Origin of the sequence: Streptomyces vulcanius (assembly GCF_042653945.1) — a bacterium.
Lineage (GTDB): Bacteria > Actinomycetota > Actinomycetes > Streptomycetales > Streptomycetaceae > Streptomyces > Streptomyces mangrovi.
In genome coordinates this window covers 174,536-200,425 of sequence record NZ_JBHSFK010000001.1, presented here as the reverse complement: position 1 = coordinate 200,425, position 25,890 = coordinate 174,536, and the positions used below count along the sequence as shown (strand labels likewise).

General features: G+C 71.0%; 24 protein-coding genes. 11 read left to right on the top strand and 13 right to left on the bottom strand.

Features of this window, described 5'->3' with window-relative positions:
* Positions 1-18 precede the first annotated feature (18 nt).
* From meaB to ACFPIH_RS00930, 7 genes are all read right to left on the bottom strand, one after another.
* Positions 19-1,002 (bottom strand): methylmalonyl Co-A mutase-associated GTPase MeaB, encoded by a 984-nt coding sequence (gene meaB / locus ACFPIH_RS00960; protein WP_381166190.1) that lies wholly within the window; start codon positions 1,000-1,002, stop codon positions 19-21.
* Positions 999-3,176 carry a methylmalonyl-CoA mutase gene (gene scpA, locus ACFPIH_RS00955; protein ID WP_381166188.1) on the bottom strand — a complete coding sequence of 726 codons (2,178 nt, stop codon included), beginning with the start codon at positions 3,174-3,176 and terminating at the stop codon, positions 999-1,001. Before scpA ends, meaB begins: the two co-directional genes overlap by 4 nt.
* A complete protein-coding gene (locus ACFPIH_RS00950) occupies positions 3,176-4,987 on the bottom strand; it encodes a methylmalonyl-CoA mutase family protein (protein WP_381166186.1) in 1,812 nt (603 codons plus the stop codon). Before ACFPIH_RS00950 ends, scpA begins: the two co-directional genes overlap by 1 nt.
* 111 nt (positions 4,988-5,098) lie before the next feature.
* On the bottom strand, positions 5,099-5,530 hold the full coding sequence (locus ACFPIH_RS00945; protein ID WP_381166184.1) for a hypothetical protein: 432 nt from the start codon (positions 5,528-5,530) through the stop codon (positions 5,099-5,101).
* 173 nt (positions 5,531-5,703) lie between these two features.
* Positions 5,704-6,426, bottom strand: a complete 723-nt coding sequence (locus tag ACFPIH_RS00940; protein WP_381166182.1) for an anti-sigma factor family protein — start codon at positions 6,424-6,426, stop codon at positions 5,704-5,706.
* Positions 6,423-7,016, bottom strand: coding sequence for a sigma-70 family RNA polymerase sigma factor (locus ACFPIH_RS00935; RefSeq protein WP_381166180.1), 594 nt, complete (start codon positions 7,014-7,016; stop codon positions 6,423-6,425). The genes ACFPIH_RS00940 and ACFPIH_RS00935 overlap by 4 nt, the downstream gene beginning before the upstream one ends.
* A 77-nt stretch (positions 7,017-7,093) precedes the next feature.
* On the bottom strand, positions 7,094-8,110 hold the full coding sequence (locus ACFPIH_RS00930) for a DUF1996 domain-containing protein (protein WP_381166178.1): 1,017 nt from the start codon (positions 8,108-8,110) through the stop codon (positions 7,094-7,096).
* Between the two features lie 162 nt (positions 8,111-8,272).
* On the opposite strand from ACFPIH_RS00930, the gene ACFPIH_RS00925 reads away from it, so the two are divergent.
* Positions 8,273-9,067, top strand: a complete 795-nt coding sequence (locus tag ACFPIH_RS00925; RefSeq protein ID WP_381166176.1) for a class I SAM-dependent methyltransferase — start codon at positions 8,273-8,275, stop codon at positions 9,065-9,067.
* Positions 9,068-9,099: 32 nt separating this feature from the next.
* Here the strand turns inward: ACFPIH_RS00925 and ACFPIH_RS00920 are convergent, their stop codons facing one another.
* The 4 genes from ACFPIH_RS00920 to ACFPIH_RS00905 all read right to left on the bottom strand — a co-directional run bounded on the left by ACFPIH_RS00920 (position 9,100) and on the right by ACFPIH_RS00905 (position 13,725).
* On the bottom strand, positions 9,100-10,701 hold the full coding sequence (locus ACFPIH_RS00920) for an MFS transporter (RefSeq protein ID WP_381166174.1): 1,602 nt from the start codon (positions 10,699-10,701) through the stop codon (positions 9,100-9,102).
* Positions 10,702-10,874: 173 nt separating this feature from the next.
* Positions 10,875-11,735: a PaaX family transcriptional regulator gene (locus ACFPIH_RS00915; protein WP_381166172.1), complete on the bottom strand. Its 861-nt coding sequence runs from the start codon at positions 11,733-11,735 to the stop codon at positions 10,875-10,877.
* Between the two features lie 57 nt (positions 11,736-11,792).
* On the bottom strand, positions 11,793-12,209 hold the full coding sequence (locus ACFPIH_RS00910; RefSeq protein ID WP_381166170.1) for a universal stress protein: 417 nt from the start codon (positions 12,207-12,209) through the stop codon (positions 11,793-11,795).
* Between the two features lies 1 nt (position 12,210).
* On the bottom strand, positions 12,211-13,725 hold the full coding sequence (locus tag ACFPIH_RS00905) for an APC family permease (protein ID WP_381166168.1): 1,515 nt from the start codon (positions 13,723-13,725) through the stop codon (positions 12,211-12,213).
* Positions 13,726-13,916: 191 nt separating this feature from the next.
* On the opposite strand from ACFPIH_RS00905, the gene ACFPIH_RS00900 reads away from it, so the two are divergent.
* Positions 13,917-14,906 (top strand): cytochrome c oxidase assembly protein, encoded by a 990-nt coding sequence (locus ACFPIH_RS00900; protein ID WP_381166167.1) that lies wholly within the window; start codon positions 13,917-13,919, stop codon positions 14,904-14,906.
* A gap of 74 nt (positions 14,907-14,980) precedes the next feature.
* On the opposite strand, the gene ACFPIH_RS00895 is transcribed toward ACFPIH_RS00900, so the two are convergent.
* Positions 14,981-15,340, bottom strand: coding sequence for a hypothetical protein (locus tag ACFPIH_RS00895; protein ID WP_381166165.1), 360 nt, complete (start codon positions 15,338-15,340; stop codon positions 14,981-14,983).
* A 262-nt stretch (positions 15,341-15,602) separates the two neighbouring features.
* Between ACFPIH_RS00895 and ACFPIH_RS00890 the strand changes: the two genes are divergently transcribed.
* The 9 genes from ACFPIH_RS00890 to ACFPIH_RS00850 all read left to right on the top strand — a co-directional run bounded on the left by ACFPIH_RS00890 (position 15,603) and on the right by ACFPIH_RS00850 (position 24,993).
* Positions 15,603-16,031, top strand: a complete 429-nt coding sequence (locus ACFPIH_RS00890) for an ATP-binding protein (RefSeq protein WP_381166163.1) — start codon at positions 15,603-15,605, stop codon at positions 16,029-16,031.
* 75 nt (positions 16,032-16,106) lie between these two features.
* Positions 16,107-16,673: an ECF RNA polymerase sigma factor SigK gene (gene sigK / locus ACFPIH_RS00885; RefSeq protein ID WP_381166161.1), complete on the top strand. Its 567-nt coding sequence runs from the start codon at positions 16,107-16,109 to the stop codon at positions 16,671-16,673.
* Positions 16,670-17,422 carry an anti-sigma factor gene (locus ACFPIH_RS00880; protein ID WP_381166159.1) on the top strand — a complete coding sequence of 251 codons (753 nt, stop codon included), beginning with the start codon at positions 16,670-16,672 and terminating at the stop codon, positions 17,420-17,422. The genes sigK and ACFPIH_RS00880 overlap by 4 nt, the downstream gene beginning before the upstream one ends.
* Before the next feature lie 440 nt (positions 17,423-17,862).
* The gene (gene kdpF, locus ACFPIH_RS00875; protein ID WP_151470798.1) at positions 17,863-17,940 is read left to right on the top strand and encodes a K(+)-transporting ATPase subunit F; all 78 of its coding nucleotides are present in this window, start codon (positions 17,863-17,865) and stop codon (positions 17,938-17,940) included.
* A 7-nt stretch (positions 17,941-17,947) separates the two neighbouring features.
* A complete protein-coding gene (gene kdpA, locus ACFPIH_RS00870; RefSeq protein ID WP_381166157.1) occupies positions 17,948-19,612 on the top strand; it encodes a potassium-transporting ATPase subunit KdpA in 1,665 nt (554 codons plus the stop codon).
* Positions 19,609-21,732 carry a potassium-transporting ATPase subunit KdpB gene (kdpB, locus tag ACFPIH_RS00865; RefSeq protein ID WP_381166155.1) on the top strand — a complete coding sequence of 708 codons (2,124 nt, stop codon included), beginning with the start codon at positions 19,609-19,611 and terminating at the stop codon, positions 21,730-21,732. Before kdpA ends, kdpB begins: the two co-directional genes overlap by 4 nt.
* Before the next feature lie 24 nt (positions 21,733-21,756).
* The gene (locus tag ACFPIH_RS00860; RefSeq protein ID WP_381166153.1) at positions 21,757-22,389 is read left to right on the top strand and encodes a potassium-transporting ATPase subunit C; all 633 of its coding nucleotides are present in this window, start codon (positions 21,757-21,759) and stop codon (positions 22,387-22,389) included.
* Between the two features lie 95 nt (positions 22,390-22,484).
* Positions 22,485-23,168 (top strand): response regulator, encoded by a 684-nt coding sequence (locus tag ACFPIH_RS00855; RefSeq protein ID WP_381166151.1) that lies wholly within the window; start codon positions 22,485-22,487, stop codon positions 23,166-23,168.
* Positions 23,169-23,439: 271 nt separating this feature from the next.
* The gene (locus tag ACFPIH_RS00850; RefSeq protein WP_381166149.1) at positions 23,440-24,993 is read left to right on the top strand and encodes a protein kinase domain-containing protein; all 1,554 of its coding nucleotides are present in this window, start codon (positions 23,440-23,442) and stop codon (positions 24,991-24,993) included.
* A 182-nt stretch (positions 24,994-25,175) separates the two neighbouring features.
* Here ACFPIH_RS00850 and ACFPIH_RS00845 read toward each other — a convergent pair whose 3' ends face one another.
* Positions 25,176-25,880 (bottom strand): 2-phosphosulfolactate phosphatase, encoded by a 705-nt coding sequence (locus tag ACFPIH_RS00845; protein WP_381166147.1) that lies wholly within the window; start codon positions 25,878-25,880, stop codon positions 25,176-25,178.
* Between the last annotated feature and the right edge of the window lie 10 nt (positions 25,881-25,890).

Below are 25,890 nucleotides of genomic sequence, written 5' to 3'. Positions count from 1 at the left end.
AAGCTACCACAGGGCTGATCAGGGAGCCTGCGTGCCGAACGCCCCGAGAATCCGCTCGGCGGCCAGCGTCGCCGTCAACTCGCCTTCCCTGACCCGCTGTTCGAGAGCGGGCGCGAGGGACCGTACCGCCGGGTCGGCGTGCAGCCGGCCCAGGAGCTCGTCGCGGACCATGTTCCAGGTCCAGTCGACCTGCTGCTCACGGCGCTTGGCGGCCAGCCGCCCGGTCGAGTCCAGGAGCGTGCGGTGCTGTTCCAGACGCTCCCAGACCGTGTCCAGGCCGGTGGACTCCCGGGCGCTGCAACTCAGCACCGGCGGTGACCAGACCGCGTCGGCGCCGTGCATCAGCCGCAGCGCGCCCGCCAGTTCCCGGGCCGCCGCGCGCGCGTCGCGCTCGTGCGGGCCGTCCGCCTTGTTGACGGCGATCACGTCGGCCAGTTCCAGGACGCCCTTCTTGATGCCCTGCAACTGGTCGCCGGTGCGGGCCAGGGTGAGCAGCAGGAAGGAGTCGACCATGTTGGCGACGGCGGTCTCGGACTGCCCGACGCCGACCGTCTCGACGAGGACGACGTCGTATCCGGCCGCCTCCATCACCACGATCGACTCCCGGGTCGCCTTCGCGACGCCGCCGAGCGTCCCGGCGGTGGGGGAGGGCCGTACGAAGGCCGCCGGGTCGACGGCCAGCCGCTCCATCCGGGTCTTGTCGCCGAGGATCGAGCCGCCCGTCCGGCTCGACGACGGGTCGACGGCGAGCACCGCCACCCGGTGCCCCAGAGAGGTCAGCATCGTCCCGAACGCGTCGATGAACGTCGACTTGCCCACGCCGGGCACCCCGCTGATCCCGATCCGCCGCGCCCGCCCGCTGTGCGGCAGCAGCTCGGTCAGCAACTCCTGCGCCTGCACGCGGTGTTGTGACCGCGTCGACTCGACGAGCGTGATGGCGCGCGCGATCAGCGCCCGCTTCCCGTCGAGCACGCCCTTCACATACGCGTCGACATCGATCACAGCTCGTGCCCGAGGTCGGCCGCCAGCCGCGCCACGAGGTCGTACGCCGCGTCCGGGATCACCGTGCCGGGCGGGAAGACGGCCGCCGCGCCCATCTCCAGGAGGGTGGACACGTCCTGCGGCGGGATCACCCCGCCGACCACGATCATGATGTCCTCGCGGCCCTCCTCGGCGAGCTGCTCGCGCAGTGCCGGTACGAGGGTGAGGTGGCCGGCGGCCAGCGAGGACACCCCGACGATGTGCACGTCCGCCTCGACGGCCTGGCGCGCGACCTCGGCCGGGGTCTGGAACAGCGGGCCGACGTCGACGTCGAAGCCGAGGTCGGCGAACGCGGTGGCGATGACCTTCTGGCCGCGGTCGTGGCCGTCCTGGCCCATCTTGGCGACCAGGATGCGCGGCCGGCGGCCCTCGGCCTCCGCGAACGCGGACACCAGGGAGCGGGTGCGCTCCACGTTCGGCGACTCGCCTGCTTCGTTGCGGTACACGCCGGAGATCGTACGGATCTGGCTCGCGTGCCGCCCGTACACCTTCTCCAGGGCGTCGGAGATCTCGCCTACGGTCGCCTTCGCGCGGGCCGCGTTCACCGCCAGCTCCAGCAGGTTGCCCTCGCCGCCGGCGGCCCGGGTGAGCGCGTCGAGGGCGGCCCGGCACTCGACGTCGTCCCGCTCCGCGCGCAGCCGCCGCAGCTTCTCGATCTGCTGGGTGCGCACGGAGGAGTTGTCGACCTTGAGGACGTCGATCTGCTCGTCGGTCTCGACGCGGTACTTGTTGACGCCGATCACCGGCTGACGTCCGGAGTCGATCCGGGCCTGGGTACGCGCCGCCGCCTCCTCCACCCGCAGCTTGGGGATACCGGCGTCGATGGCCTGCGCCATGCCGCCCGCCGCCTCGACCTCCTCGATGTGCTGCCAGGCCCGCCGGGCGAGGTCGTACGTCAGCTTCTCCACATACGCGCTGCCGCCCCACGGGTCGATGACCCGGGTGGTGCCGGACTCCTGCTGGATGAGCAGCTGGGTGTTGCGGGCGATGCGCGCCGAGAAGTCGGTGGGCAGCGCGAGGGCCTCGTCGAGGGCGTTGGTGTGCAGCGACTGGGTGTGGCCCTGGGTCGCCGCCATCGCCTCCACACACGTCCGCGTGACGTTGTTGAACACGTCCTGCGCGGTCAGCGACCAGCCGGAGGTCTGCGAATGGGTGCGCAGCGAAAGGGACTTGGCGTTCTTCGGGTCGAACTGCCGCACCAGCTTCGCCCACAGCAGGCGCGCCGCCCGCATCTTGGCGATCTCCATGAAGAAGTTCATGCCGATCGCCCAGAAGAACGACAGCCGGGGCGCGAACGCGTCCACGTCCAGGCCGGCCTCCCGCCCGGCCCGGAGGTACTCGACACCGTCGGCGAGGGTGTACGCCAGCTCCAGGTCGGCCGTCGCGCCCGCCTCTTGGATGTGGTAGCCGGAGATGGAGATCGAGTTGTAGCGGGGCATCCGCTGCGAGGTGAACGCGAAGATGTCGGAGATGATCCGCATCGACGGCTTCGGTGGATAGATGTAGGTGTTGCGGACCATGAACTCCTTGAGGATGTCGTTCTGGATGGTCCCGGCCAACTTCTCGGGCGGCACGCCCTGTTCCTCCGCCGCCACGATGTACAGCGCGAGCACCGGCAGCACGGCGCCGTTCATCGTCATCGACACGGTCATCCTGTCCAGCGGGATGCCGTCGAACAACTGCCGCATGTCGTAGATCGAGTCGATGGCGACCCCCGCCATGCCGACGTCACCGGTCACCCGCGGGTGGTCGCTGTCGTAACCGCGGTGCGTGGGCAGGTCGAAGGCGACCGACAGGCCCTTCTGACCCGCCGCCAGATTGCGCCGGTAGAAGGCGTTGGACTCCTCGGCCGTGGAGAAGCCCGCGTACTGACGGATCGTCCAGGGCTGGTTGACGTACATGGTGGGGTACGGCCCGCGCAGATACGGGGCCGCGCCCGGATAGGTGGCCAGGAAGTCCAGGCCCTCCAGGTCCTGCCCGGTGTACAGCGGCTTGACGGCGATGCCCTCCGGGGTCTCCCAGAGCAGATCGTCGCCGCCGGCCGCCTTCTTCACCGCCCTGCGCCACTCGTCGGCGCCGCCGCCGTCGGCGGCCGGGGTCCCCAGCTCGATCCCGGAGAAGTCGGGGATACCCATCAGGACACAACTCCCATGCGGTCGAGGGTGGATGACAGCACGGCCACGGCGTCGCAGCCTGCGAAGACGTACGCGTCGACACCGGGGAACTGCCCGGGCCGGCCGGCGAGGAACACGTGCGAGGCACCGGCGGCCCGCAGCTCCGCCGCCACGGCCTGCGCGCGCTCCTCGTACAGCGCGTCGCTGGAGCACAGGCAGACCTCGGTGGCGCCGCTCTCCTCGAAGGTGCCCCCGGTGACGGGTTCGATGCCGCCCGCCTGGAAGAGGTTGGCGGCGAACGTGGTGCGCGCGGTGTGCGCGGCGGCCGGACCGATGGCGGCCAGGAAGACCCGCGGCCGGGCGCCGGTCGCGGCGAGATGGGCGTCCGAACGGGCCCGCAGCGCCTCGTACGCCTCGTCTCGGCGCACCCGCGGCAGACCGCCGGAGCGCGGCGCGGGCGCGCTCTCGCGCACCACCGGCTTCTCGGCGAGGAACGGGAACTCGCTGACCCCGGTGACGGGTTCGCGCCGCTTGGCGAGCTTCTGGCTGCGCGTCGCCCAGGTGGCCGCGAGGCCGTCGGCGAGCCGCCCCGAACGCAGGACGGCGGCCAGTCCGCCGTCGCTCTCGATGCCCCGGAAGAACTCCCAGCCCGCGTGGGCGAGTTCGTCCGTGAGCCGCTCCACGTACCAGGAGCCCCCGGCCGGGTCGATCACCCGGGCCAGATGGGACTCCTCGACGAGGATGGTCGAGGTGTTGCGGGCGATCCGGCGGGCGAACGCGTCCGGCAGACCGAGCGCGTCGTCGAACGGCAGCACGGTCACGGAGTCCGCCCCGCCCGTGCCCGCCGCCAGCGTGGCGATCGTGGTGCGCAGCATGTTCACCCACGGGTCGCGGCGGGTCATCATCACCGGCGAGGTCACGGCGTGCTGCGTCTGCGCCCCCGCGGCCGGCGCCCCGCACACCTCGGCGACCCGCGCCCACAGCCGGCGCGCGGCCCGCAGCTTGGCGATCGTGAGGAACTGGTCGGCAGTCGCCGCGTACCGGAACTCCAGCTGCCCGCAGGCCTGTTCGACGCCCATCCCGACCTCGGCCAGCTCCCGCAGATACGCGACGCCGGCCGCCAGCGAGCAGCCCAGTTCCTGCGCGGCGGAGCCGCCGGCCTCGTGGTACGGCAGCGCGTCCACGGTCAGCGCCCGCACTCCCGGATACTGCTCGGCGCACCGCCGGGCCAGACCGGCCACCGCCGCGAAGTCGCCCCGCTGCCCCGTCCGGGCCTCGTACCCGAGCGGATCACCGCCCAGATTCCCGCGCGCCGCGTCCGGCGCGACACCCCGCTCCTCGTACAGCCGCAGCAACTCCCGTGCGGCGGGCCCGGTTTCGTCCCCGGCGTCGAGGACGACGGGCGCCAGATCGAGATACACGCCGTCGAGGACGGAACCGAGGGACGCCACCGGAATCCCGCCGTCCCCGGCCACCAGCCACAGCGAGGTGACCCCGTTCTCCAGGTCGGCGAGAACCGCGCCGCCGTCGGCCACCGCGTGCCGCTGCCGTACGTCCCACCCCCCGACGGTGTTCCCCTCGGGCCGGGCGCCGCGCACGAAGGGCGCGAACCCGGGCAGGCCCGGCTCGGGCGCGGTGTCGCGCGCGGTGTACAGCGGACGGGTGCGCAGCCCGTCCTCCAGCGCGGTGGACAGGGCTTCCTCGGCGGCGTCCCCCTCGACTTCCTTGCCCGTCTTGCGCAGCACGCCCGCTACCAGGCGCTGCCACTGCTCATGGGTGGTGTCGGGGAACTCGGCCGCCAGCTCGAGCCCGTCGTCAGGCAGGACCGTCATGCTCGGATGCTAGGGCAGACCGTCGAAGGAGCAGCAGAGGGCACGCCTGTGACCTTGCCCTCGGAGTGACTGTGACCTGCTCCCCTTCGGGTGTGCTTGACGGGGGGGCGCTCAGGCCCAGGGCGTCTGCGGGGCGGGCTGCGGCGCGGCGCCCTGGCGGGCGTGCCGGGCATGGCGGGCGGTGTCCTGGCGGGCCCGGTAGCCGGCGACGAGTCCGCCGGCCGCGCCCAGCGAGACCAGGCCCATCGCGGCGGCGGCGATGATCCCCTTGACGCCGCCCATGGCGAAGTACATGGCGACGGCCGTGCCGCCGTTGAACAGGAACAGGAACCAGAGGGTGCCCGGCCGGGACAGGAACGCCTTGATCCTCGGCTTCTTGGCGATCCGCGAGCCGGCCAGCAGGGAGACGACACCGCCGACCGCGGTGGCCACGTTCTTCTGGGTGCCGTCGAGGACCGCGCCGGCCCCCGTGCTCGCGACGAGACCGGCCGCGAAGAAGGTCCACAGGAACAGGTCGGCGAAGAACGTGCGGACGGAGGACATGGCGATTCCTTACGGGAGGATCGGGAGGCTCGGGAGGCGGGAGGAAGGAGATCCGTCGCGATCTCCTTGCCTGCCTCCACGATCCCGTCCGCAGCCCGCCGTCACGAGGGAGCGGCCACCCGACCTCACGGTGGAGCCCGCTACACCATGGGCCCGCACCGGGAGGTCACAGGTCACAGATCCACGGCCACGTACTCCTTGCCCTGCTCGTTCTCCACGACGACCTTGGTCACGTCGTCGACGGGCACGGCCGCGGAGCCGTCGAGGTGGGAGCCCTTGAGCCGGTCCGCGACGACCCAGCTGCCGGCCACCTCACGCCTGCCGTCCGCGGTCTCGACGATCAGCCGGCACCGCTCGCCGGCCGGGATTCCGGCCACCGCCGCGTTGACCCGTACCCATTCGCGGGCCGGGACCAGCCGGACGGTCGCCCGGGCGCCGGTGGCGGTGCTGGTGCCCGAGGCCACTCTCGTGCCGGCCGGCGGGGTGCTGACCGGCGGGGTGCTGACCGGGGCGGAACTCGGCGTACCCCCGGCCTCGTTGCGCTCCGTGCCGGAGCCCTGGCCGAGCACGATGCCCAAGCCCAGGACGGCCGCCGCGGCGACGGCCGCGACCGCGGACAGTGCCACGCGCCGCCGCAGTTCGGAGCGGTCCCCCTCGCTGCGGGCCTGCCGCAGGGTCCGCTGCAGGACCAGGTCGCCGCCCTCCGGCGGCCCGTCGATGAACGCCTCGGGCGGCACCTCGCCCAGCGCGCTCTCCATCTCGCGCAGTCCGTCCAGTTCGTCGCGGCACCTCTCGCAGGACGCCACGTGTTCGTCCACGTCCCGCACCTCCTGCTCGTCGAGCGCGCCGAGGACGTAGGCGCCGAGCAGTGCGCTGTCGTGTTCCTTGATGCTCATACCGCCACCTCCTTCACCACGGCGAGCGGGGCCGGTCCGGGCGTGCTCCGGTAGAGGTCCCGCAACATCTTCAGGGCATAGTGTGACCGGGATTTGACGGTGCCGGGCGGGATCCCGAGAGTTTCGGCGGCCTCGGTCACGCTCCTGCCCTGGAAGTAGATTTCCTTGAGCACCTCCCGGTGGTCCGGTGAGAGCCGGTCGAGGGCCTCCATCACCAGCATCGAGTCCACCACCGCGTCCGCGTGGTCCTTCTCCACCGGCGGGGTGGCCGCGGACTCGGCGACCTCCGTCGGACGGGCCGCCTTGGCCCGGTACCGGTCGGTGATGATGTTCCGGGCCACGGTGAGCAGCCAGCCGCGCACCGAGCCCTTTCCGTTGACCAGGGCCTCGGGATGCTTCCAGGCCCGGATCAGGGTCTCCTGGACCACGTCCTCGGCGGCGGCGTGATCACCGGTCAGCCGCCGCGCGTAGGCGAGCAGGGCTCCGCCGTGCTCTTCGTAGAGGGCCCGGATGAGGGCCTCGTCGCCCGTTCTCCGCCTCTCCCGACCGCGGGGTTTCTCCCGGCCTCGGGACCACAGTGCCGCCGCCATTCACCTTCTCCCGTCCGTCTGCCGATCCGACGCGCTGAACACGGGCCCCGGCGCCGACCGGTTCAATGTGACGACGGTCACCTATCTCCCCGGCAGTTCCGGCCCTCGTTCAAACAGCCCACCACCTGCGCCATTTGACGCTCCGTCATGACATTGACGAACAGAGCGTGATCGGTCTTCGGGTCGCGCACCTGCTCGGGGAAGGAGTCCACCGCGTACGGCGTCCCGGGCGGCAGGTCGTAGCCGACCGTCACCCGCAACTGCGGTACGGGGAAGGTGTTCTGCGGGCAGATGCCGCCCGCCGCGGGGAACACCACGTGACCGCGGTGGTCGGCGCTGTCGATGTTCAGGCCGTCCCAGCAGCTCGGGAAGTCGAAGGTGCGCGTCACCCCGCTGCCGGCGGGGCACCGGGTGTACCGCGTAGTGAACCGCTCGGGGTGCCCGGAGCAGCCCCACTGGGCGTGCACCTGCGGGAGGCTGTTGAGATGGGCGACCGGGTCGCCGGTGACCAGCCGCAGAAAGCGGGGCATGGCGACCACCGGGCCCGCCGGGTTGCCGCGGAACTCCACCCGCACCGACGCCGCCGTCACGATCGCGCCGGTGTTGCCGTCCCGCCCGCCGCCCACGGCGTCGGCGTCCGCCCCGGCGCGGTCCAGCCGGCGCACCACCGGCCAGTAGTACGCGGAGTGGTCGCCGTCCTCGCAGGTGGTCGCCGCCGAGGCCAGACTCGCGTTGGTGGAGTGGGCGTTCGTCGACCGGTTGCCGATGTAGTCGTGCGTGTGGTGGGCGCCGCCCGGCACGCCCGGCGAGAACACCACGTTGTCCGCGTTGCGGTGGCCCTCGGTGTTGCGCCCGCAGTCCTCGGCGTAGCTCCCGGTGGAGGCGCCGGGACCGGCCTGAGGGGTGGGGGCCGGGGCGACCGAGGCGATGTCGACGTACTCACGGGACGCCGGCCGGTCCGGCCGGTCCTGCGACGCCGGAGCGGTACGGCCGACGCCGACCAGACCCAGGGCCACGACCAGGGACAGGCCCAGGGTGACGGGAAGGAAGACCGATAACAGACGTGCTCTCGATCGCAGGCGTCGGGTCCACACCCGAGCATGTTCCCAGCCAGGTCCAGACCGGACAAGCGTGGTCCTGGACGATCTGGCCGGGGGTGTGTCGCACCGGCGTCGCCGGCTCGGCACGTACGTAGGTTGCCTGCTGTGTCATCCGATCGCCCCGCCGCCCCACGGCCGATGAAGGGAAACACCGAAGTGGCCGACTACTCGCTCACGCTCGACGACTCCGAGATCGCGCGCTACCGGCTCATGGCCGACGTCGCCGAGCGGCGGGAACACGACCTGTGGACCACCGCCGGAGCGGTCCCCGGCGCACGGATCGCCGACGTGGGGTGCGGCCCCGGCGCGATCGCGGTGCGGCTGGCGGCCCTCGCCGCCCCGGACGGCGCCGTAGCGGCGGTCGACCGCGACGGCGACGCGCTGGCCGTGGCGTCGGCGCTCACCGCCCGCGTCGGCGTACCGGTGCGCACCTCCCGCGGCTCCGCCGACGCCACCGGGCTGGACGCGGGCACCTTCGACCTGGTGATGCTCCGGCACGTCCTGGCCCACAACGGCGGCCGGGAGCAGTCGATCGTCGACCACCTCGCCACGCTGGCCAGGCCCGGCGGCGGCACGGTGTACCTCGCCGACATCGACGCGAACTCCTTCCGGCTGCGGGGAGCCCCCGCCGCGTACGACGAGATGGACGACCGGTACCGCGAGCTGCACCGGCGCCTGGGCAACGACCTCACCGTCGGCACCCGGCTCGACGAACTCCTCACCGCGGCGGGTCTGGAGGTCGTCGCGTTCGAGGGCCACATCAACGTCCTCACACCCCCGCCCGGCATGCGCGGCCCGGCCTGGGCCGCCCGCGAGACCCTCCTCGCCGAGGGCCTCGCCACGCCGGACGACATCGCCCGCTGGGACGACGCCTTCCGGCGGGTCGAGCACGACACGAGCGCGCTGCGGTTCTTCGGCGCCACCTTCGTCGCCGTCGGCCGACGCGCCTGACGGGACGGCGCCACACGCGTTCAGGGGTTCGCTCAGACGGCCGCGGGCTCCTCCTCGCCGAGGCCCGCCGGCGCCGGCTCGTTCGCCGTCCCGCGCAGGGCGATCACGCTGAGGAGGCAGCAGGCCAGGGCGGCGACGCCGCAGACCATGTAACCGATCGCGTAGCCGTTGCCGAGGGCTTCCAGGGCGATGGGCACCGCGCCGCCGGGCGGGGAGGACGGCGGGACGGAGTTCGAGGCGAGCGGGCCGCCCTCGGCCGCGACCTGCGCCGCCGCTGCCTTCGCCTGGGTGGAGAGGCCGGAGGCGGCGAGGTTCCGGGCGAACTCGTCGGCGGCACGGCTCAGCGCGATCGCGCCGATGACGGCCGGGCCGAGCGTGAAGCCGAAGTCGCGCAGCAGGCTCGTCGACGCGCTGGCCATGCCGGCGTAGTGGACCGGCACCGTGTTGACGGCCGTGGCGGTGATGGAGGAGACCGTGAGCGCGAAGCCCACACCGACCAGCCCGATGGGCAGGATCAGCGAGGTCAGCGCGCGGTCCTCCACCGGCAGCGCCGCGGCCAGGAAGTCACCCGCCGCCATCAGCCCCAGACCGAGGCCGAGCACCCAGCGCGCGCTGACCCGCTCGAGGAGCCGGGAGATCACCGGCATCAGCAGCAGGGTCCAGCAGTTGAGCAGGATGAACGCGAACGAGCCGCGCAGCGGGCTCTGATGCTGGATCGGGCCGAGCCGGATGCTGGTCGCGTAGGCGGTGCCGAGGTAGCTGAACATGCCCACCACCGCGACGAACGACGCCACCGCGAACGCCCGGTTCTTGAACAGGTCGAGACGCAACAGCGGGGATGCGGCGCGTCGTTCGGCCACCACGAACAGCCCGATGAACAGCGCGGCGGCGACGTACGCGATGACGACCGGGGTCGCCGTCCAGCCGTCCGCCGGCCCCTGGATCACGGCGTACAGCAGGGCGAACATACCGACGCCGATGGTGATCTGGCCGGCCAGGTCGAGTGAACGGCCCTGCGGGGCACTGGAGTTCGTCGCCAGCACCTGGCTGAGCACCGTACTGACCACGGCCAGGCCGGTGACGACGATGAAGGCCCAGCGCCAGGAGCCGTAGTTGCCGGTGATGCCGCCGAGGACCGGGGCGATGAAACCGCCGCTGGAGAGCGCGGCGGCCCAGATCGTGATGGTACGGGCCCGGTCCCGGGCCGAGTGGGTGCCCGCGGCGATCATCGCGAGCGAGGTCGGGAACAGTGCCGCCGCGCCCAGACCGGCGATGGCCTGGCCGACCCAGAGCATGTGGATGCCGGTGCTGGCGGCGGCCAGCGCCTCGCCGGCGACCAGCAGCGCACCGCCGCCGACCAGCAGACGCTTGCGTCCGAAGAGGTCGCCGAGGACGCCGAAGGTCAGCTCCAGGACGGAGACCGGCAGCAGGAACGCGTCCGAGATCCAGGTCAGCTGCGAGCCGACGGGATGCAGATCCTCCTGGAAGAGTCCGTTCAGGGTGGCCGGCATGGCGAGGGCGATCTGTGCCAGACAGACCGCGAAGCAGCCGGCGACGAGGGTGCCGACGGGCAGACCGCCGGACGGTTTGGGTTCGCCGGTGGAACCAGGCTGGGTGCGCGTTTCGATGGACACGTGTGCTCCCCTGTGAGCGGCGGGGATGGCGGCACCTGTAGGGGGCTCCGGTGCCGAGAACGCGATGAATGTAGGGCAGTTTTTCGACGACGGTCAATAGGTTGCCCTGTAATGGCGGACAGGGATGCCCGCCGGAGGTGTCACGGGCGGTTCAACGGAGGTTCAAGGGCAGGTCAAGCGGGGGAGTCGGCCACCGGGATCAGGTCCAGCGCACTCGCGGCCTCCTGGCGGGCCGGCGCCTCGTAGCGGAGCGCCAGTTCGTGGAAGCGCTCCTCCGCCCGGGCCGCGGGCCACCCCTCGGGCAGATGCTCGGCGGGCAGATGCGGGTCCTGCCGGACCTGCTCCAGCCAGTCGGTGTGCAACAGCAACTGCCGTACGAGAGCACTGGCCTCGCCGGCCTCCCGCGCACCGCCGGTGTCCCCGGCGTCCGTGCTCCACCGGGCCAGGAACGCCTCGTACCCCTTGGCGACGGAGTCGACGTCGAACGCCGTGTGCAGCACGGTGCGCGCGTCCGTCGGAGCGACGGCCGTGGCCCCCTGGAAGACCCGCAGATACGAGTCGAGCCCGAGCCCCGCCACCACCTCGGGCACGTCCACCGTGCCGGGGGCCACCCACAGACCGTTCTGCAGCGGGCCGAAGCCGTTCCACACCAGCCGGGAGCGCAGATCGTGCCGTTCGCTGCGCCATGCCTCGGGGAGCGAGAAGCCGACGAGGGTCCAGGTGCCGTCCCAGTCCCGGTTGACCGCGCCGGTGTGCCAGACGCGGTCGTAGCCGCCCCGCAGGACTTCGGTGGCCCGCTCGGTCGGCCCGAAGTACGTCTTGCGGCCCCGCCGGTACCGTTCGAGCAGGCCGCGCTTGACCATCCGGGTGAGCGTGGACCGTACGGCGTCCTCGGTGATCCCGGCCGGCCCGAACACGTCGATCAGACTGCCGGTCGACAGGGCGACGTCCCGGCCGAGGGCGTGGATACCGAAGAAGCTCAGCATCAACGACTGCGGTCTGGGTGTGCTGCCTGCCTGATCGAGGGTGTTCACGGGCCAAGAGTAGAGCGGCGACGGGAGGTCCAGGGCCTCAGGGTTCGAGCGGCCGGCTCATGGTCCGGTCGGGACGCACAGGACCGGGATGCTCGACAGGTGCAGAAGCCTGTGCGGGGTCGAGCCCAGCAGCGCCCCGCGCATGGGGCTCTCGCCCCAGGTGCCCACCACGATGAACCTCGCGTCATGGCGGGACGCGGCGCCGATCAGCGCCTGCGCCGGCTTCTGGTCGATGATCTCGACGGTCGTCGTCACGCCTGCCTTGTCGGCCGCAGTGACGGCGTGATCGAGTGCGACGCGTCCGGCCTCACGGACGGCCTCCTGGTGGGCCCGGTACTCCTCACCCACCGCCCCGGGGGCCGCGGCGCCGTACACGAGTACCAACGGCTCGCGGAACGCCGCCGCCATCTGGATCGCGACGCGCAGTGCGCGTACGGCGCCCGGGGATTCGTCGTATCCGAGGACGACCGCCATCTCAGAACTCCCCGCCGTGGACGTTGTGGACGTTGTGGACCAGCTCGGGGTCGGCCACGCCCGGGCGTTCCGACCAGAAGGCGGGCGACATGAGCCGCCACACGACCATGAGCACCACCCCCGCCACGGCGATACCGATGCCGATGACGAGCGGGGGACCGAGCCCGAACCACGAGACACCGCTGTAGGAGTTCGCGGGGTCGGACATGTCGGAGACCGACTCCACCAGCAGCCACGCCAGCAGCCCGGCGCCGACCAGCGGGCCGAGGCCGATCAGCACGAAGTGGCGGACGCTCTCGGTCAGATGGCGGCGGTAGTAGACCGCGCAGGCGACGCCCGTGAGCGCGTAGTAGAACGCGATCAGCAACGACAGCGCGGTGAGCGAGTCGAAGAGGGCGTTGGTGCTGATCTGGTTGACGACGACGTACCAGGCGATGGCGACACCGGCGACCCACCACGTGCTCACGTCGGGTGTGCGGAAGCGCGGGTGGATGTGCCCGAAGTGCGCGGGCAGCGCGTACCGGCGTGCCATGGACAGCGCCGTACGGGACGCCGGGATGATCGTCGTCTGTGTCGACGCCAGCGCGGACGTCGAGACCGCCAGCAGGACGACCCAGTCCCAGCCGCCCATCACCTCGTCGGCGAGCAGGGCGAAGACGAACTCCTCCTCCCCGGCGTTCTCGGCGAGGAAGGCCGTTCCGGCGTAGGCGACGACCGCGAAGCCGACGGACACGTAGGTCACCAGCAGCACGACGGTGGACCAGACGCCCGCCTTGCCGGGAGCGGTGGCGGAGTCCTCGACCTCCTCGGTCAGATTGACCGCGGACTCCCAGCCCCAGTAGATGAACACGCCCAGCAGCAGGGCCCCGGTCAGCGTTCCGCCGCCGGCTCCGAAGGGGTTCAGCCATCTGATCGACGGTTCGATCGAACCGCTTGTGCCCGTACCGGCGTAGACGCGGTACAGCGCCACCACCACGAACGCGAGCAGACAGGCGACCTGCGCGAGGATGAGGACGTTCTGCACCTTGGCCGACAGTTCCGTGCCGATGACGCACACGGTCGTCATCACGAGGATGAGCAGCACGGCGAGCGTTTGGCGTACGAAGTCGTTGTCGGCCCAGCTGTCGAGGCCGAAGGCGAGCAGCGCGAAGCTCACGGCGACGTCCGCCAGCGACCCGACGACCAGCACACCGGTCATCGTGATGGCCCAGCCCCCGAGCCAGCCGGCCCACGGCCCCATGGCCCGGGTGACCCACGAGAACGTCGTCCCGCAGTCCTGGTCGACCTTGTTGAGGTAGAAGAACGCCGAGGCGATCAGCAGCATCGGCACGAACGAGGCGACCAGCACACCGGGGGCGTAGAGGCCCACGAGCGCCACGATCGGGCCGATGACCGCGGCCAGCGAGTACGCCGGGGAGGTGGAGTTGAGCCCGATGACGAGCGCGTCGACGAACCCGATCGCGTCGGGCTTCAGGCTGTCGGGTGGTGGGCCTGCGTCCGCAATGCTCCTGGCCATGGTCCCTCGCTCCGGTCGGACGTGCATACAACAGGGGCTCTGGGACTTTCTACGCCATTGATGACCTTATGGGCGCGTATGTCACCCGGGCATACAGGTGTCTCCTGGAGTTCGGTGTGAACCCGGTATGAGGAGGGCGGCTCCGGCGGGTGCGCGGCGTAGGGTCCCGGAGGGAGGTCGTGGAGGTCGTGATGGGGAGTCCGCCTGAGCTCACCGTGGGACGGTTGCTCTCGTCATGGCACCTCGACGTGCCGGCGCTGCTGCTGGTCGTCCTGCTCGGCGCGCTGTACGGCCGCGGGGTACTGCGGCTGAGGCGGCGGGGCGAGCACTGGCCCGCGGCCCGCGTCGCGGCGTTCGCGCTGCTCGGCCTCGGCACGCTCGTCGTGGCCACGATGTCCTCGCTGGCCGGGTACGACCACGCGCTGTTCTGGCCTGCCGCCGTCCAGAACATCCTCCTCGACCTGGTCGCCCCGCTCGGGCTGGCGCTCGGCGACCCGTTGGGGCTGGCCCTCCGGTCCCTGCCCGAGCCGGCCGCCGCCCGGGTCCGGCGGGCGCTGACCGGACGGCTGGTGCGCCTGCTCACCTTTCCGCTGGTCAGCACGGCCCTGGTCCTCACGACCGAACTGACGGTGTACTTCACCCCCTACTTCGAGACCGCCCTGCGCGACGGCTGGCTGCACGAACTGATGTACCTTCACCTGCTGCTCGTGGGCAGTCTGTTCGTGGTGCCGGTGCTCACCCGCGAGGAGGCGCTGCCGAGGTGGTGCACGCATCCGGTCCGGGCGGCGCTGGTGTTCCTCGACGGCGTCGTCGACGCGGTGCCGGGCATCGTGGTGATGACCCACGGCACGCTGATCGCCGGGGCCTGGTACCTGGACCACGCCCCTTCCTGGGCACCGGACGTACACCATGACCAGCAGCTCGGCGGCGGCGCCATGATCGGCATCGCCGAACTGGTGGCGCTGCCCTTCCTGCTCGCCGTCCTCGCCCAGTGGGCGCGCACCGAACGCGCCGAGGCCGCCGCCCTGGACCACCGCCTGGACGCGGAGCTGATCCCCGCGGCATCCGCGGCATCCGCGGCGACGGAGCGAGGGCCGGAGCCGGACCTCGTCCGTCCCTGGTGGGAGACGGAGAACAGCGAGATCGCCCAGCGCATCAGGCAACAGCGCCCGGGGCGCTGACACCGGTTCACACCGGCTGACACGGGCTGACACCGGCGAACCGGTGTCAGCGCGGGTACTACAGAACTTCGCGGTCAGCGATGGTGGCAGTCCCAGTGCCCCTTGACCCAGTGGTGCTCCCAGTGGCCGGGAACGTGGACCCACTTGAAGGAGTGGTGGTGCACCCAGTGGCCGTTGTGCCAGGTCTTGTGATGGACCGGCTTCTTCTCCCAGTGACCCTTGACCCACTTCTTTTCCCAGTGGCCCTTCTCCCAGTGGCACTTGCCGTGATGGTCACTGCTCACCACGGTCGCGGCGGACGCGGACGCGGACGCGGACGCGGGGGCGGGAGCCGCAGTCGCCGTGCCGGCCATGCCGAGCGCGGTCCCTCCGGCCAGTAGGCCCGTCGCGGCGGCCCCGGCGGCCAGGCGACGGACTCGCAGGGATGCGGTCATCGGACACATCTCCCTCGAAATCTCAGCGATGCACGTTCGACGGGTGACTGCTGCTCTCCCGTCTCACCGTGCCGGACGCGAGGGATTCGAAGCCGGCGGCCGGACAGATGACGGGACGGCCGGAAAATCTCGACGCCCAGTTCGCCCGGCCGGGTGAGAACCCGCGGCTTTCCGTGTGCGGCGCTGTGGCATCCGCACGGCCCGCGGCTACGAATTCCCTGCGAAGCGAACCGTCCCGGACGAGCTGTTCAAAGGAGCGCTCATGTCCATAACCACGTCACCGCCGACGACGGCGCAGTACGTCGTCGCCCTGCCGCACACCCGGCGCGCCCCGTCCATCGCCCGTCACGTCAGTGAGCGCTGGCTGAAGGCGACCGACCCGGTCGACCGCGTGTCGGACGCGGTCCTCGTCGTCTCCGAACTGGTGACCAACGCGGTCCGCCACACGTCCGATCCCTGCAGGCTGACGCTCACCGTCCGGGACGGCCAGCTGGACATCGCCGTCGCCGACCACAGCGAGGAGCTTCCCGATCTCTGCCGCTGCTCGGGCGGCGACGAGCACGGAGGCTTCGGCATGGGGCTCATCCGGGGGCTGGGAGGACGGATCAGGCTGGTCCCCGCTCTCGGCGGCAAGACCGTACACGTCCTGCTCGAGCTGGGATCCGGGCACGACACGTCGGGGGACACATGACGGGCGTCCCGGTGTCCCACTCCTCCCTCCGCACGACCGCACCGCCACCGCACAAGGCACGAGGGGAGCAGGGCTGTGCCGCACGGCTTGGAGCCGAACGTCCGGGTGGAGGAACTCCTGGTCCGCGTGGCCGACGGCGACCAGGACGCGTTCACCGGCATCTATGACGCGCTGTCCGGCACCGTCATGGGACTGGCCTGCCGGATTCTGCGGGACCCCGCGCAGGCGGAGGAGGTGACCCAGGACGTGATGATCGAGGTCTGGCGCACCGCGGGCCGCTACGACCGCGAGCGCGGAACGGCGAAAGCCTGGGTACTCACCCTCGCCCACCGGCGGGCGGTGGACCGGGTACGCGCCGCCCAGGCGGGCGCGGAACGCGAACAGCGCTCGGGCGTCCTCGATCCGGAGCGGGCCTTCGACGAGGTGGCGGAGACCGTCCAGGACCGTGACGAGCAGCGGCGCCTCTACCGCTGCCTCGCCTCGCTGGACCGTGTGCAGCGAGTGCCGCTGATGCTCGCCTACTACCAGGGCCTGACCTACATCGAGGTCGCCGACGCGCTGTCCACCCCGGAAGGAACGGTGAAGTCTCGAATGCGGGCAGGGCTGCTGCGACTGCGGGACTGTCTGGAGGCCGGGACATGACCACGGAGGAGGACCCCCACCTGGCCGTCGGCGCGTACGTGCTGCACGCCCTGCCGCCCGCCGAGGAAGCCGCGTTCGAGAACCATCTCGCCGGCTGCGACCAGTGCCGCCGGGAGGTCGCCGAACTCCAGGAGACCGCGGCACGTCTGGGCGGCCTGGGCGAGGACGTCCCGGTGACGTCGCAGGCACGCGCCCGCACCCTCCAGGCCGTCGCCCACACCCGTCAGGACGGAGGACGACGGCGTCCGCGGACCTCCGGACACCGGGTGCTGCGCCTGGCACTCGCCGCGAGCATCGCGGCGGCAGCCGCACTCGGCGGGATCGCGGTCTGGCAGCACGGCCGGGCCGACGACGCGCGTGACCAGGCGACCCTGGCCGAGCAGCGGGCCTGGGCGGCGAACTCCGCGATCACCGATGTCCTCACCGCGCCCGATGCCACCGTCCACACCGGAGAGCTGGCCGGTGGCACCACCGCCGCGGTCGTCGTGTCCCGTGCCCGGGCCCGCGCGGTGTTCGCCGCCCACGGTCTTCCCGCCCTGGCCGAGGGCAAGGTCTATGAGCTCTGGTACGCCGCCGAGGAAGGCGATCTCCGGCCTGCGGGCCTTCTGCCGGGCGCCGCGCAGGGCGAATCCCGTGTCCTGAAGGGGTCCCCCGCCGATGCCGTCGGCGTGGGAATCACGGTCGAACCCGCCGGCGGCTCAGAACAGCCCACCACCGAACCCCTCGGCATCATCCCCATCACCACGTGACGGTATCGGCAGGCGGGGGTCACTACGGCCGTATGGCCACCAGCGCGTCCGTACGCACGATGTGCCCGCGCCAGGGGGTGCGTGCCGCCAGCCGGCCGGGGTGACGGGCTCATGACGCGGTCACCGTCTGCCGACCCACCCGCACCAGCGTTTCCGGCTGCCCTGAGCAGCCCGCTGCGAGAGGCGCCGTAAGAGACCCGTCAAGGGTGCGGGGGTGGCCGTCAGGGAGTCGTCAACGGGCGGCCGATTCCGGCCGGGGGCGAGTTTCCTCTAACTGTCCGCCTCTCTTCCGCACCTCTTCCGAACGTCTTCTAGTTCAAGGAGTTCGCGATGGCCGATCTGGCCTTCGTCGTCACCACGATCGCGGTGTTCGCGCTGGTGGCCTTCGTCGCCAAGGGGGTGACGAAGCTGTGACCGCCGAGGCTGTTTCGAATTTCGAGATGGGCGTCGGCCTGATCGTGGCCGTCGCCCTGCTGGGCTATCTCGTCCTCGCCCTGATCTTCCCGGAGAGGTTCTGACACCGCCATGGGTCCCGTACTCGCCGGCGTCCTCCAGCTGCTCGCGCTCATAGCGGCTCTGGCGCTCGCCTACGTCCCCCTCGGCACCTACATGGCCAAGGTCTACTCCTCCGACAGGCACTGGCGCGTCGAGAAGTGGATCTACAAGGGCATCGGTGCCGACCCGGGCACCGAGATGCGCTGGCCCGCGTATCTGCGCGGCGTCCTCGCCTTCTCGGCGGCCGGTGTCCTCTTTCTGTATCTGCTGCAGCGGCTCCAGGGCGTGCTGCCCGGCTCGCTGGGCTTCAAGTCGATCGACCCGGACCAGGCGTTCAACACCGCCGTGTCGTTCGTGACGAACACCAACTGGCAGTCGTACTACGGCGAGCAGGCCATGGGCCACGTCGTACAGACCGCCGGACTGGCCGTGCAGAACTTCGTCTCGGCCGCGGTCGGTATCGCCGTGGCGGTGGCGCTGGTGCGCGGGTTCGCGCGCTCCCGGACCGGTGAACTGGGCAACTTCTGGTCGGACATGGTGCGCGGGGTGACCCGCATCCTGCTGCCGGGTGCCTTCGTCGCCGCGATCGTGCTGGTCGCCTGCGGAGCCATTCAGAACTTCTCCGGGATCCATGAGGTCGGCCAGTTCATGGGTGGCAACCAGCAGTGGAACGGCGGTGCGGTCGCCTCCCAGGAGGCCATCAAGGAGCTGGGCACCAACGGCGGCGGCTACTTCAACGCCAACAGCGCCCACCCCTTCGAGAACCCGACGCCCTTCACCAACCTCTTCGAGATCTTCCTGCTGCTGGTCATCCCGTTCGCGCTGACCCGCACCTTCGGCGTCATGGTCGGCTCGGTGAAGCAGGGGTACGCGCTCCTCGCGACGATGGCCACCATCTGGGTCGGCTTCACGGCCCTGATGATGTGGACCGAGTTCGCCCACCACGGTCCGGCGCTCCAGATCGCGGGCGGTGCGATGGAGGGCAAGGAGGTCCGCTTCGGCGTCGGTTCGTCGTCGATCTTCGCGGTGTCGACGACCCTCACCTCGACCGGCGCCGTGGACTCCTTCCACTCCTCCTTCACCGGTCTCGGCGGCGGGATCACGATGCTCGGCATGATGCTGGGCGAGATCGCGCCCGGCGGCACCGGCTCCGGCCTCTACGGCATGCTGATCATGGCCGTCATCGCCGTCTTCATCGCCGGGCTGATGGTCGGCCGCACGCCCGAGTACCTGGGCAAGAAGATCGGCACCCGAGAGATCAAACTGGCCGCCTGCTACATCCTGATCACCCCGGCGCTGGTCCTGGTCTTCACCGCCGCCGCGATGGCCCTGCCCACGCCCGGCGACTCGATGACCAACTCCGGGGCGCACGGCTTCTCCGAGATCCTGTACGCCTACACATCCGCCGCCAACAACAACGGCTCGGCCTTCGCCGGTCTGAACGCCGACACCCAGTGGTTCAACAGCACACTGGGGCTGGCCATGGTGCTGGGCCGCTTCCTGCCGATGGTGTTCGTGCTGGCGCTGGCCGGCTCGCTCGCCGAGCAGAAGCCGGTACCGGCGACCGCGGGCACCCTGCGCACCGAGAAACCGCTGTTCACCGGCCTGCTGGTGGGGGCGATCCTGATCATCACCGGCCTGACCTACTTCCCCGCTCTGGCGCTGGGACCGCTCGCCGAGGGGCTGGCGTCATGACGACCGACGTAACGAAGCAAGAGGACGCGATGTCCACAGCCACCCCCACCCGGGCACCCCACCAGGACGTCCCGACCGGTCACAAGGAGAGCCGGGTCGGCGCGGGCCTCTTCGACCCCAGGCAGCTGCTCAGGTCGCTGCCGGACGCCTTCCGCAAGCTCGATCCGCGGGTGATGGTCAAGTCGCCCGTGATGTTCGTGGTGTGGATCGGCTCCCTGCTGACCACCGTGTTCTCCTTCAAGGACCCGGGCGACTGGTTCGGCTGGACCATCAGCGCCTGGCTGTGGCTGACCGTCGTCTTCGCCAACCTCGCGGAGGCGGTCGCCGAGGGCCGCGGCAAGGCGCAGGCCGACACCCTGCGCAAGGCCAAGACCGACACCGTCGCCCGACGGCTCGTCGGGGACCGCGAGGAGCGGGTGCCCGGCACCGAGCTGCGTATCGGCGACCTGGTCGTCTGCGAGGCGGGCGATGTCATTCCCGGCGACGGTGACGTCGTCGAGGGCGTCGCGAGCGTGGACGAGTCGGCCATCACCGGCGAGTCGGCCCCCGTCATCCGGGAGTCCGGCGGAGACCGGTCCGCCGTCACCGGCGGCACCAAGGTCCTCTCCGACCGCATCGTCATCAAGATCACGACGAAGCCGGGCGAGACCTTCATCGACCGCATGATCGCCCTGGTCGAGGGCGCGGCCCGGCAGAAGACGCCGAACGAGATCGCGCTGAACATCCTGCTCGCCTCGCTCACGATCGTCTTCCTGCTGGCGGTGGCGACCCTGCCCCCGTTCGCGGACTACGCCGGCACGCACCTCACGATGGTCGTGCTGGTGGCGCTGCTGGTCTGTCTCATCCCCACCACCATCGGCGCCCTCCTCTCCGCGATCGGCATCGCGGGCATGGACCGGCTCGTGCAGCGCAACGTCCTGGCGATGTCGGGGCGTGCGGTCGAGGCCGCGGGTGACGTGTCGACGCTGCTGCTGGACAAGACCGGCACCATCACCCTCGGCAACCGTCAGGCGTCGGAGTTCGTGCCGGTGAGCGGCACCACCGAGGCCGAGCTCGCGGACGCGGCCCAACTGTCGTCACTGGCCGACGAGACGCCCGAGGGCCGCTCCGTCGTCGTGCTGGCGAAGGAGACGTACGGACTGCGCGAGCGCCATCAGGGCGAACTCGCCGGCGCCGAGTGGATCGCCTTCACCGCCCAGACCCGGATGTCCGGCGTGGACGTCGACGGACGCAAGATCCGCAAGGGCGCGGCCGGTTCGGTCGTCGCCTGGGTCCGGGAGCAGGGCGGCGAAGTCGCCCGGGAAGCACAGGAGTTGACCGACCGGATCTCCGAGGCGGGCGGTACGCCGCTGCTCGTGGCCGTCGAAGACACCGACGGGGCACGGGTGTTGGGCGTCGTCCACCTCAAGGACGTCGTCAAGGAGGGCATGCGGGAGCGGTTCGGGGAGCTGCGCCGGATGGGCATCAGGACCGTCATGATCACGGGCGACAACCCGCTGACGGCGAAGGCCATCGCGGAAGAGGCCGGGGTCGACGACTTCCTCGCGGAGGCCACGCCCGAGGACAAGATGGCCCTCATCAAGCGGGAGCAGGCGGGCGGCAAGCTCGTCGCGATGACCGGTGACGGCACGAACGACGCGCCCGCGCTCGCCCAGGCGGACGTCGGTGTCGCGATGAACACGGGTACGTCGGCCGCCAAGGAGGCCGGCAACATGGTCGACCTCGACTCCAACCCGACGAAGCTCATCGAGATCGTCGAGATCGGCAAGCAACTCCTCATCACCCGGGGCGCGTTGACCACGTTCTCCATCGCCAACGACGTCGCCAAGTACTTCGCGATCATCCCGGCGCTGTTCGCGGCGGTCTACCCGGGCCTGGACAGGCTCAACATCATGGACCTGTCCTCGCCGGACTCCGCGATCCTCTCCGCGGTCATCTTCAACGCGCTGATCATCATCGCGCTGGTGCCGCTGTCCCTGAGGGGTGTGCAGTACCGGCCGGTCAGCGCCGACAGGATGCTGCGGCGCAACCTGACGATCTACGGCCTCGGCGGCCTGATCGCACCCTTCGTCGGCATCAAGCTCATCGACCTGCTGATCTCTCTGATCCCCGGGCTGTAGTTCTTCGAAAGCGTGGTGAAGGACATGAACAACTCTCTCGCGAACACTGCCCGGTTGCTGTGGGCGGGCCTGCGCGCCCTCCTCGTGCTGACCCTGTTGACCGGTGTCGTCTACCCGCTGGCCGTCACCGGCGTCGCCCAGGGGCTGTTCCACGACAAGGCGAACGGCTCGGAGGTCAGGATGGCGGGCAAGGTCGTCGGCTCGTCGCTCATCGGGCAACAGGGGTACAGCCTGGACTACTTCCAGTCGCGCCCCGCGAACGGACTGGGCGAGAACTCGGTCAACACCCAGTACAAGCTGCTGCTCTCCGGTGCCACCAATCTCTCCGCCGACAACAAGAACCTCGTCAAGTCGGTGGAGGAGGCCAAGGCGAAGGTCGTCAAGGACAACTCGACCGCGGACTACACGGTCAAGCCGTCCCAGGTGCCCGCCGACGCCGTCACCTCCTCCGGCTCCGGCCTCGACCCGGACATCTCCCCGGCCTACGCCGACCTCCAGGTCCACCGGGTCGCCGAGCGGAACGGCCTGACCGTCGCCCGGGTACAGAAGCTGGTCGACGAGCACACCGACGGCCGCACCCTCGGCTTCATCGGGGAGCCCCGGGTGAACGTCCTGGAACTCAACATCGCGCTCGAGGAACTCCTGGCGAAGAGCTGACGGCGTGACCCGACCCGAGCGGGAGCCGACGACCGGTGACCGCCACCGGCGCCGCCGGCTCCCGCCGCCGCGTACGACAGGAAAGGCGCACGCCCATGACACGGGTGCTGGTGGTGGAGGACGACCCGCAGCTCGTACGGGCCCTCATCATCAATCTCCAGGCACGCCGGTACGGGGTCGAGGCGGCCCCCGACGGCGCCACCGCGCTCCGGCTCGCGGCCGCCCGTCAGCCGGACGTGGTGATGCTCGACCTCGGGCTGCCGGACATGGACGGCGTCGACGTCATCAGGGGCCTGCGCGGCTGGACCCGGGTACCGATCCTGGTGCTGTCCGCCCGCCAGGCGTCCGACGAGAAGGTCGCCGCCCTCGACGCGGGCGCCGACGACTACATCACCAAGCCGTTCAGCATGGACGAGCTGCTCGCCCGGCTGCGGGCCGCCGTCCGCCGCACCGAGGAGGTACCGCTCGCCCCCGGAGCCACGCTCGTCGAGACGGCCGAGTTCACCATCGACCTGCTCGCCAAGAAGGTGAACAGGGGCGGGGGCGACATCCGGCTCACGCCCACCGAGTGGCATCTGCTGGAGATCCTGGTCACCAACCCGGGACGGCTGGTCTCTCAGAAGCACCTGCTCCAGGAGGTCTGGGGCGCCTCCCGGAGCACCAGGACCAACTACCTGCGGGTCTACATGGCCCAGTTGCGGCGCAAGCTGGAAACGGATCCCGCCCACCCCCGCTACCTCATCACCGAGCCCGGCATGGGCTACCGCTTCGAAGGGTGAGCCTGACACGCGGCCCTGCCGGCCGCGTGTCAGGAACTCCCCGGGACCGGGAGGGAAGAAGTCCGGGCCCGGAAGGGCAGGCACAGGGAAGCCCTGGGGCACAAGGGCGGAACCGGGCAGGGCGGTGGGTGTCGGGTGAGTTCGAAAGAAGAGTGAAGGACGAACCCGTCCGGCATACTTGCGAGCTCGGACCACCCTGCTCACCAGCACGCAGGCCAAGGCCCAGCGCGTGGTTCGAGCGCTGATGCACACTCTCGGGGAAACAGTCGCCATGAACAACCTTCAGCCTTCGGACCCGACGTCCATAGGCGGCTATCCGTTGCTCGGCCGACTCGGTGCGGGCGGCATGGGGCAGGTGTTCTTGTCCCGTACGGGTTCGGGCCGACTGCTCGCGCTGAAGACGATCCGCGACGATCTCAGCTCCGAGCCGGGATTCGAGGAGCGGTTCGCCCGCGAGATACGCAACAGCGACCGCGTCCGTTCGCCGTGGACCGTGACGGTCGTGGACTACAGCGCCCCGGGCCGGCGCCCGCAGTGGCTGGCCACCGAGTATGTGCCCGCGCCGTCGCTCGCCGATTGGGTCCCGGCCCATGGCCCGCTGCCGCGGAACGCGCTGCTCTCACTCGCCGCCGAACTGTGCGGCGCCGTACAGGCCGTGCACCAGGCCGGCCTCGCGCACCGGGACGTCAAGCCCGGGAACATCCTGCTGGCACGCGACCGTCCACGGCTGATCGACTTCGGGGTCGCACGGGCCGCCGACGACAGCCGGCACACCCGCCTCGGTGTCTCCGTGGGTTCCCCCGGCTTTCTCGCACCGGACCAGGCCATCGGCAGTGTCGCCGCCGAACCCGCCGACGTGTTCTCGCTGGCCGCCGTGCTGGTGTACGCCGCGACCGGACGCGGCCCCTTCTCACGCGCGGGGGAACAGATCCCCGCGGCCACCCTGCTGTACCGAGTGGTCCACGAGGAACCCGACCTCGCAGGCGTTCCCCCGGAGCTGGTGCCGCTGCTCACCGCGTGTCTGGCCAAGGATCCGGCCGCGCGCCCGACGGCGGCCCGGCTGAGCGGATGGCTGGAGGAGAGGGGCGGCCGGATCGGGCGTTGGCCTGAGGAATCCCCCACGGTTCTCGCCGGAACACTGACCGAGGCCGAGCATTCGGCGCGCACCGTGGTCGACATCGCGCAGCGCACCGTCGCGGCCCCCGTCGTCGGTCAGGAACCGTCCCCGACGACGAGGTCGGACACCGTCCTCGCCGCCCCGGCCGAGCCCGGCCGACGCGGTCTGCCCGCCTGGCTGCTGACCGCGGCGATCGCGGCGGTCGCGGTCGTGGTGGCCGTGGTGGCCACCGTCCACTTCGGTGCGCAGAGTTCCTCGGCCGAGTCCTCCCCGTCCGGACAGGGACAGCCGTCCGGCTCGGCCGCCTCGGCGACCGAGGGGAGGCCGCCGTCCGCCTCGGCCCAGGAGCCGCAGGAGACCCAGGAGGGGGACGCGGTAGAACTCAAGGTCGTACAGGCCACGTTCGAGCTCGCCACCGGAGAGTCCGTGGTGGCCGGGGACAGGAGCCTGATCATGCAGGAGGACGGCAACCTGGTGGTCTACGACCAGGACCACAAGGCGCGCTGGGCCGCGATGACCGGGGGCGAGGGCAACTCCGCCCGCTTCCAGGCGGACGGCAATCTGGTTGTCTACAACAGCGGCGGGCAGCCCCTGTGGGCCTCACAGACCAATGGCCACCCAGGAGCGGTCCTCGTGTTCCAGGCCGACGGAAACGTGGTGATCAAGTCCGGCGACACCGCGCTCTGGGCGACGGGAACAAACCACTGACCGGAGACTTCCCGACCAGCCGGGGGTCACAGGGGACGGCCGTCGGCCGCGTAGGCCCCATTCCGTCTCCGCCGGCGCGCTGTTCGGGGCCCTGCTGTGCGCGGCAAGACGGGAACGTCCGGTGGACATGATGGCTCCCTCGAGGTCGGCTACTGCTGTGACGCCGACCGAGCCAACAACGTTCACGCAACCGGCTGACCGTCGTGCGCCGAAGGCACGGCGCACGGGCGCAGGACCATGAGCGAGCCCTCCAAGGCCGCCACCATGGCAAAGGGAAACCGGTCGAGCTCAAGACAGAGCGCGACATCATCAGGATGGACTCCTTGGCGCACCCCCTCCGCCAGTTCGGCGGCGGCACGCGACGCGGCGGCGCGGCGGAGGAACTCGGCGGCATCCGTCTCAGCCCCGGTGGCCCTCCGGGCGATGTACTGGGCACACGCCAGGTCTTCATCGGCCTGCCCGTCGTCGCCAGTGACCACGAACGTGAAACCGTCACTCCTGCGCGTCCGCAAGAGCCGAGCCGTTGCCTCCGCCACCACGAAGCCGGCGCACAGCACCAGCGACGCCTCCTTGACCGCGAGGGCGCCGACCGTCCCCGCCGTGGTCTTCTGCGCAACGGTCCGTCCGCCGAGGTCGACAGACCGCAGCAGGCCCGGCGAGTTGACGTAGTCGAAACCGGGCGCGGGCGGACCGTCCTTGAGCGCCACCCAATCCGGGTGACGAGCCTTGAGCGCCAGGGCTTCGTCCGGCGACTCGGCAAGAACGATCTTTTCCGCCCCCTGGGCAAAGGCCCAGGCGGCCACGGTGAAAGCACGCATGACGTCGACCACGACCGCCACGGACGGTGCTTCGACGAGATCGGCGATGCCAAGGAAACGAGCGTCCATGCCGATCATG

What these genes read in the sequence shown, in the direction of transcription:
- scpA (WP_381166188.1), bottom strand. Translation starts at nt 3,176, where the DNA reads ATGGGTATCCCCGACTTCTCCGGGATCGAGCTGGGGACCCCGGCCGCC.
- ACFPIH_RS00950 (WP_381166186.1), bottom strand. Translation starts at nt 4,987, where the DNA reads ATGACGGTCCTGCCTGACGACGGGCTCGAGCTGGCGGCCGAGTTCCCC.
- ACFPIH_RS00945 (WP_381166184.1), bottom strand. Translation starts at nt 5,530, where the DNA reads ATGTCCTCCGTCCGCACGTTCTTCGCCGACCTGTTCCTGTGGACCTTC.
- ACFPIH_RS00940 (WP_381166182.1), bottom strand. Translation starts at nt 6,426, where the DNA reads ATGAGCATCAAGGAACACGACAGCGCACTGCTCGGCGCCTACGTCCTC.
- ACFPIH_RS00935 (WP_381166180.1), bottom strand. Translation starts at nt 7,016, where the DNA reads ATGGCGGCGGCACTGTGGTCCCGAGGCCGGGAGAAACCCCGCGGTCGG.
- ACFPIH_RS00910 (WP_381166170.1), bottom strand. Translation starts at nt 12,209, where the DNA reads ATGGCGGTCGTCCTCGGATACGACGAATCCCCGGGCGCCGTACGCGCA.
- ACFPIH_RS00905 (WP_381166168.1), bottom strand. Translation starts at nt 13,725, where the DNA reads ATGGCCAGGAGCATTGCGGACGCAGGCCCACCACCCGACAGCCTGAAG.
- ACFPIH_RS00900 (WP_381166167.1), top strand. Translation starts at nt 13,917, where the DNA reads ATGGGGAGTCCGCCTGAGCTCACCGTGGGACGGTTGCTCTCGTCATGG.
- ACFPIH_RS00895 (WP_381166165.1), bottom strand. Translation starts at nt 15,340, where the DNA reads ATGACCGCATCCCTGCGAGTCCGTCGCCTGGCCGCCGGGGCCGCCGCG.
- ACFPIH_RS00890 (WP_381166163.1), top strand. Translation starts at nt 15,603, where the DNA reads ATGTCCATAACCACGTCACCGCCGACGACGGCGCAGTACGTCGTCGCC.
- ACFPIH_RS00880 (WP_381166159.1), top strand. Translation starts at nt 16,670, where the DNA reads ATGACCACGGAGGAGGACCCCCACCTGGCCGTCGGCGCGTACGTGCTG.
- kdpF (WP_151470798.1), top strand. Translation starts at nt 17,863, where the DNA reads ATGGGCGTCGGCCTGATCGTGGCCGTCGCCCTGCTGGGCTATCTCGTC.
- kdpA (WP_381166157.1), top strand. Translation starts at nt 17,948, where the DNA reads ATGGGTCCCGTACTCGCCGGCGTCCTCCAGCTGCTCGCGCTCATAGCG.
- kdpB (WP_381166155.1), top strand. Translation starts at nt 19,609, where the DNA reads ATGACGACCGACGTAACGAAGCAAGAGGACGCGATGTCCACAGCCACC.
- ACFPIH_RS00860 (WP_381166153.1), top strand. Translation starts at nt 21,757, where the DNA reads ATGAACAACTCTCTCGCGAACACTGCCCGGTTGCTGTGGGCGGGCCTG.
- ACFPIH_RS00855 (WP_381166151.1), top strand. Translation starts at nt 22,485, where the DNA reads ATGACACGGGTGCTGGTGGTGGAGGACGACCCGCAGCTCGTACGGGCC.
- ACFPIH_RS00850 (WP_381166149.1), top strand. Translation starts at nt 23,440, where the DNA reads ATGAACAACCTTCAGCCTTCGGACCCGACGTCCATAGGCGGCTATCCG.
- ACFPIH_RS00845 (WP_381166147.1), bottom strand. Translation starts at nt 25,880, where the DNA reads ATGGACGCTCGTTTCCTTGGCATCGCCGATCTCGTCGAAGCACCGTCC.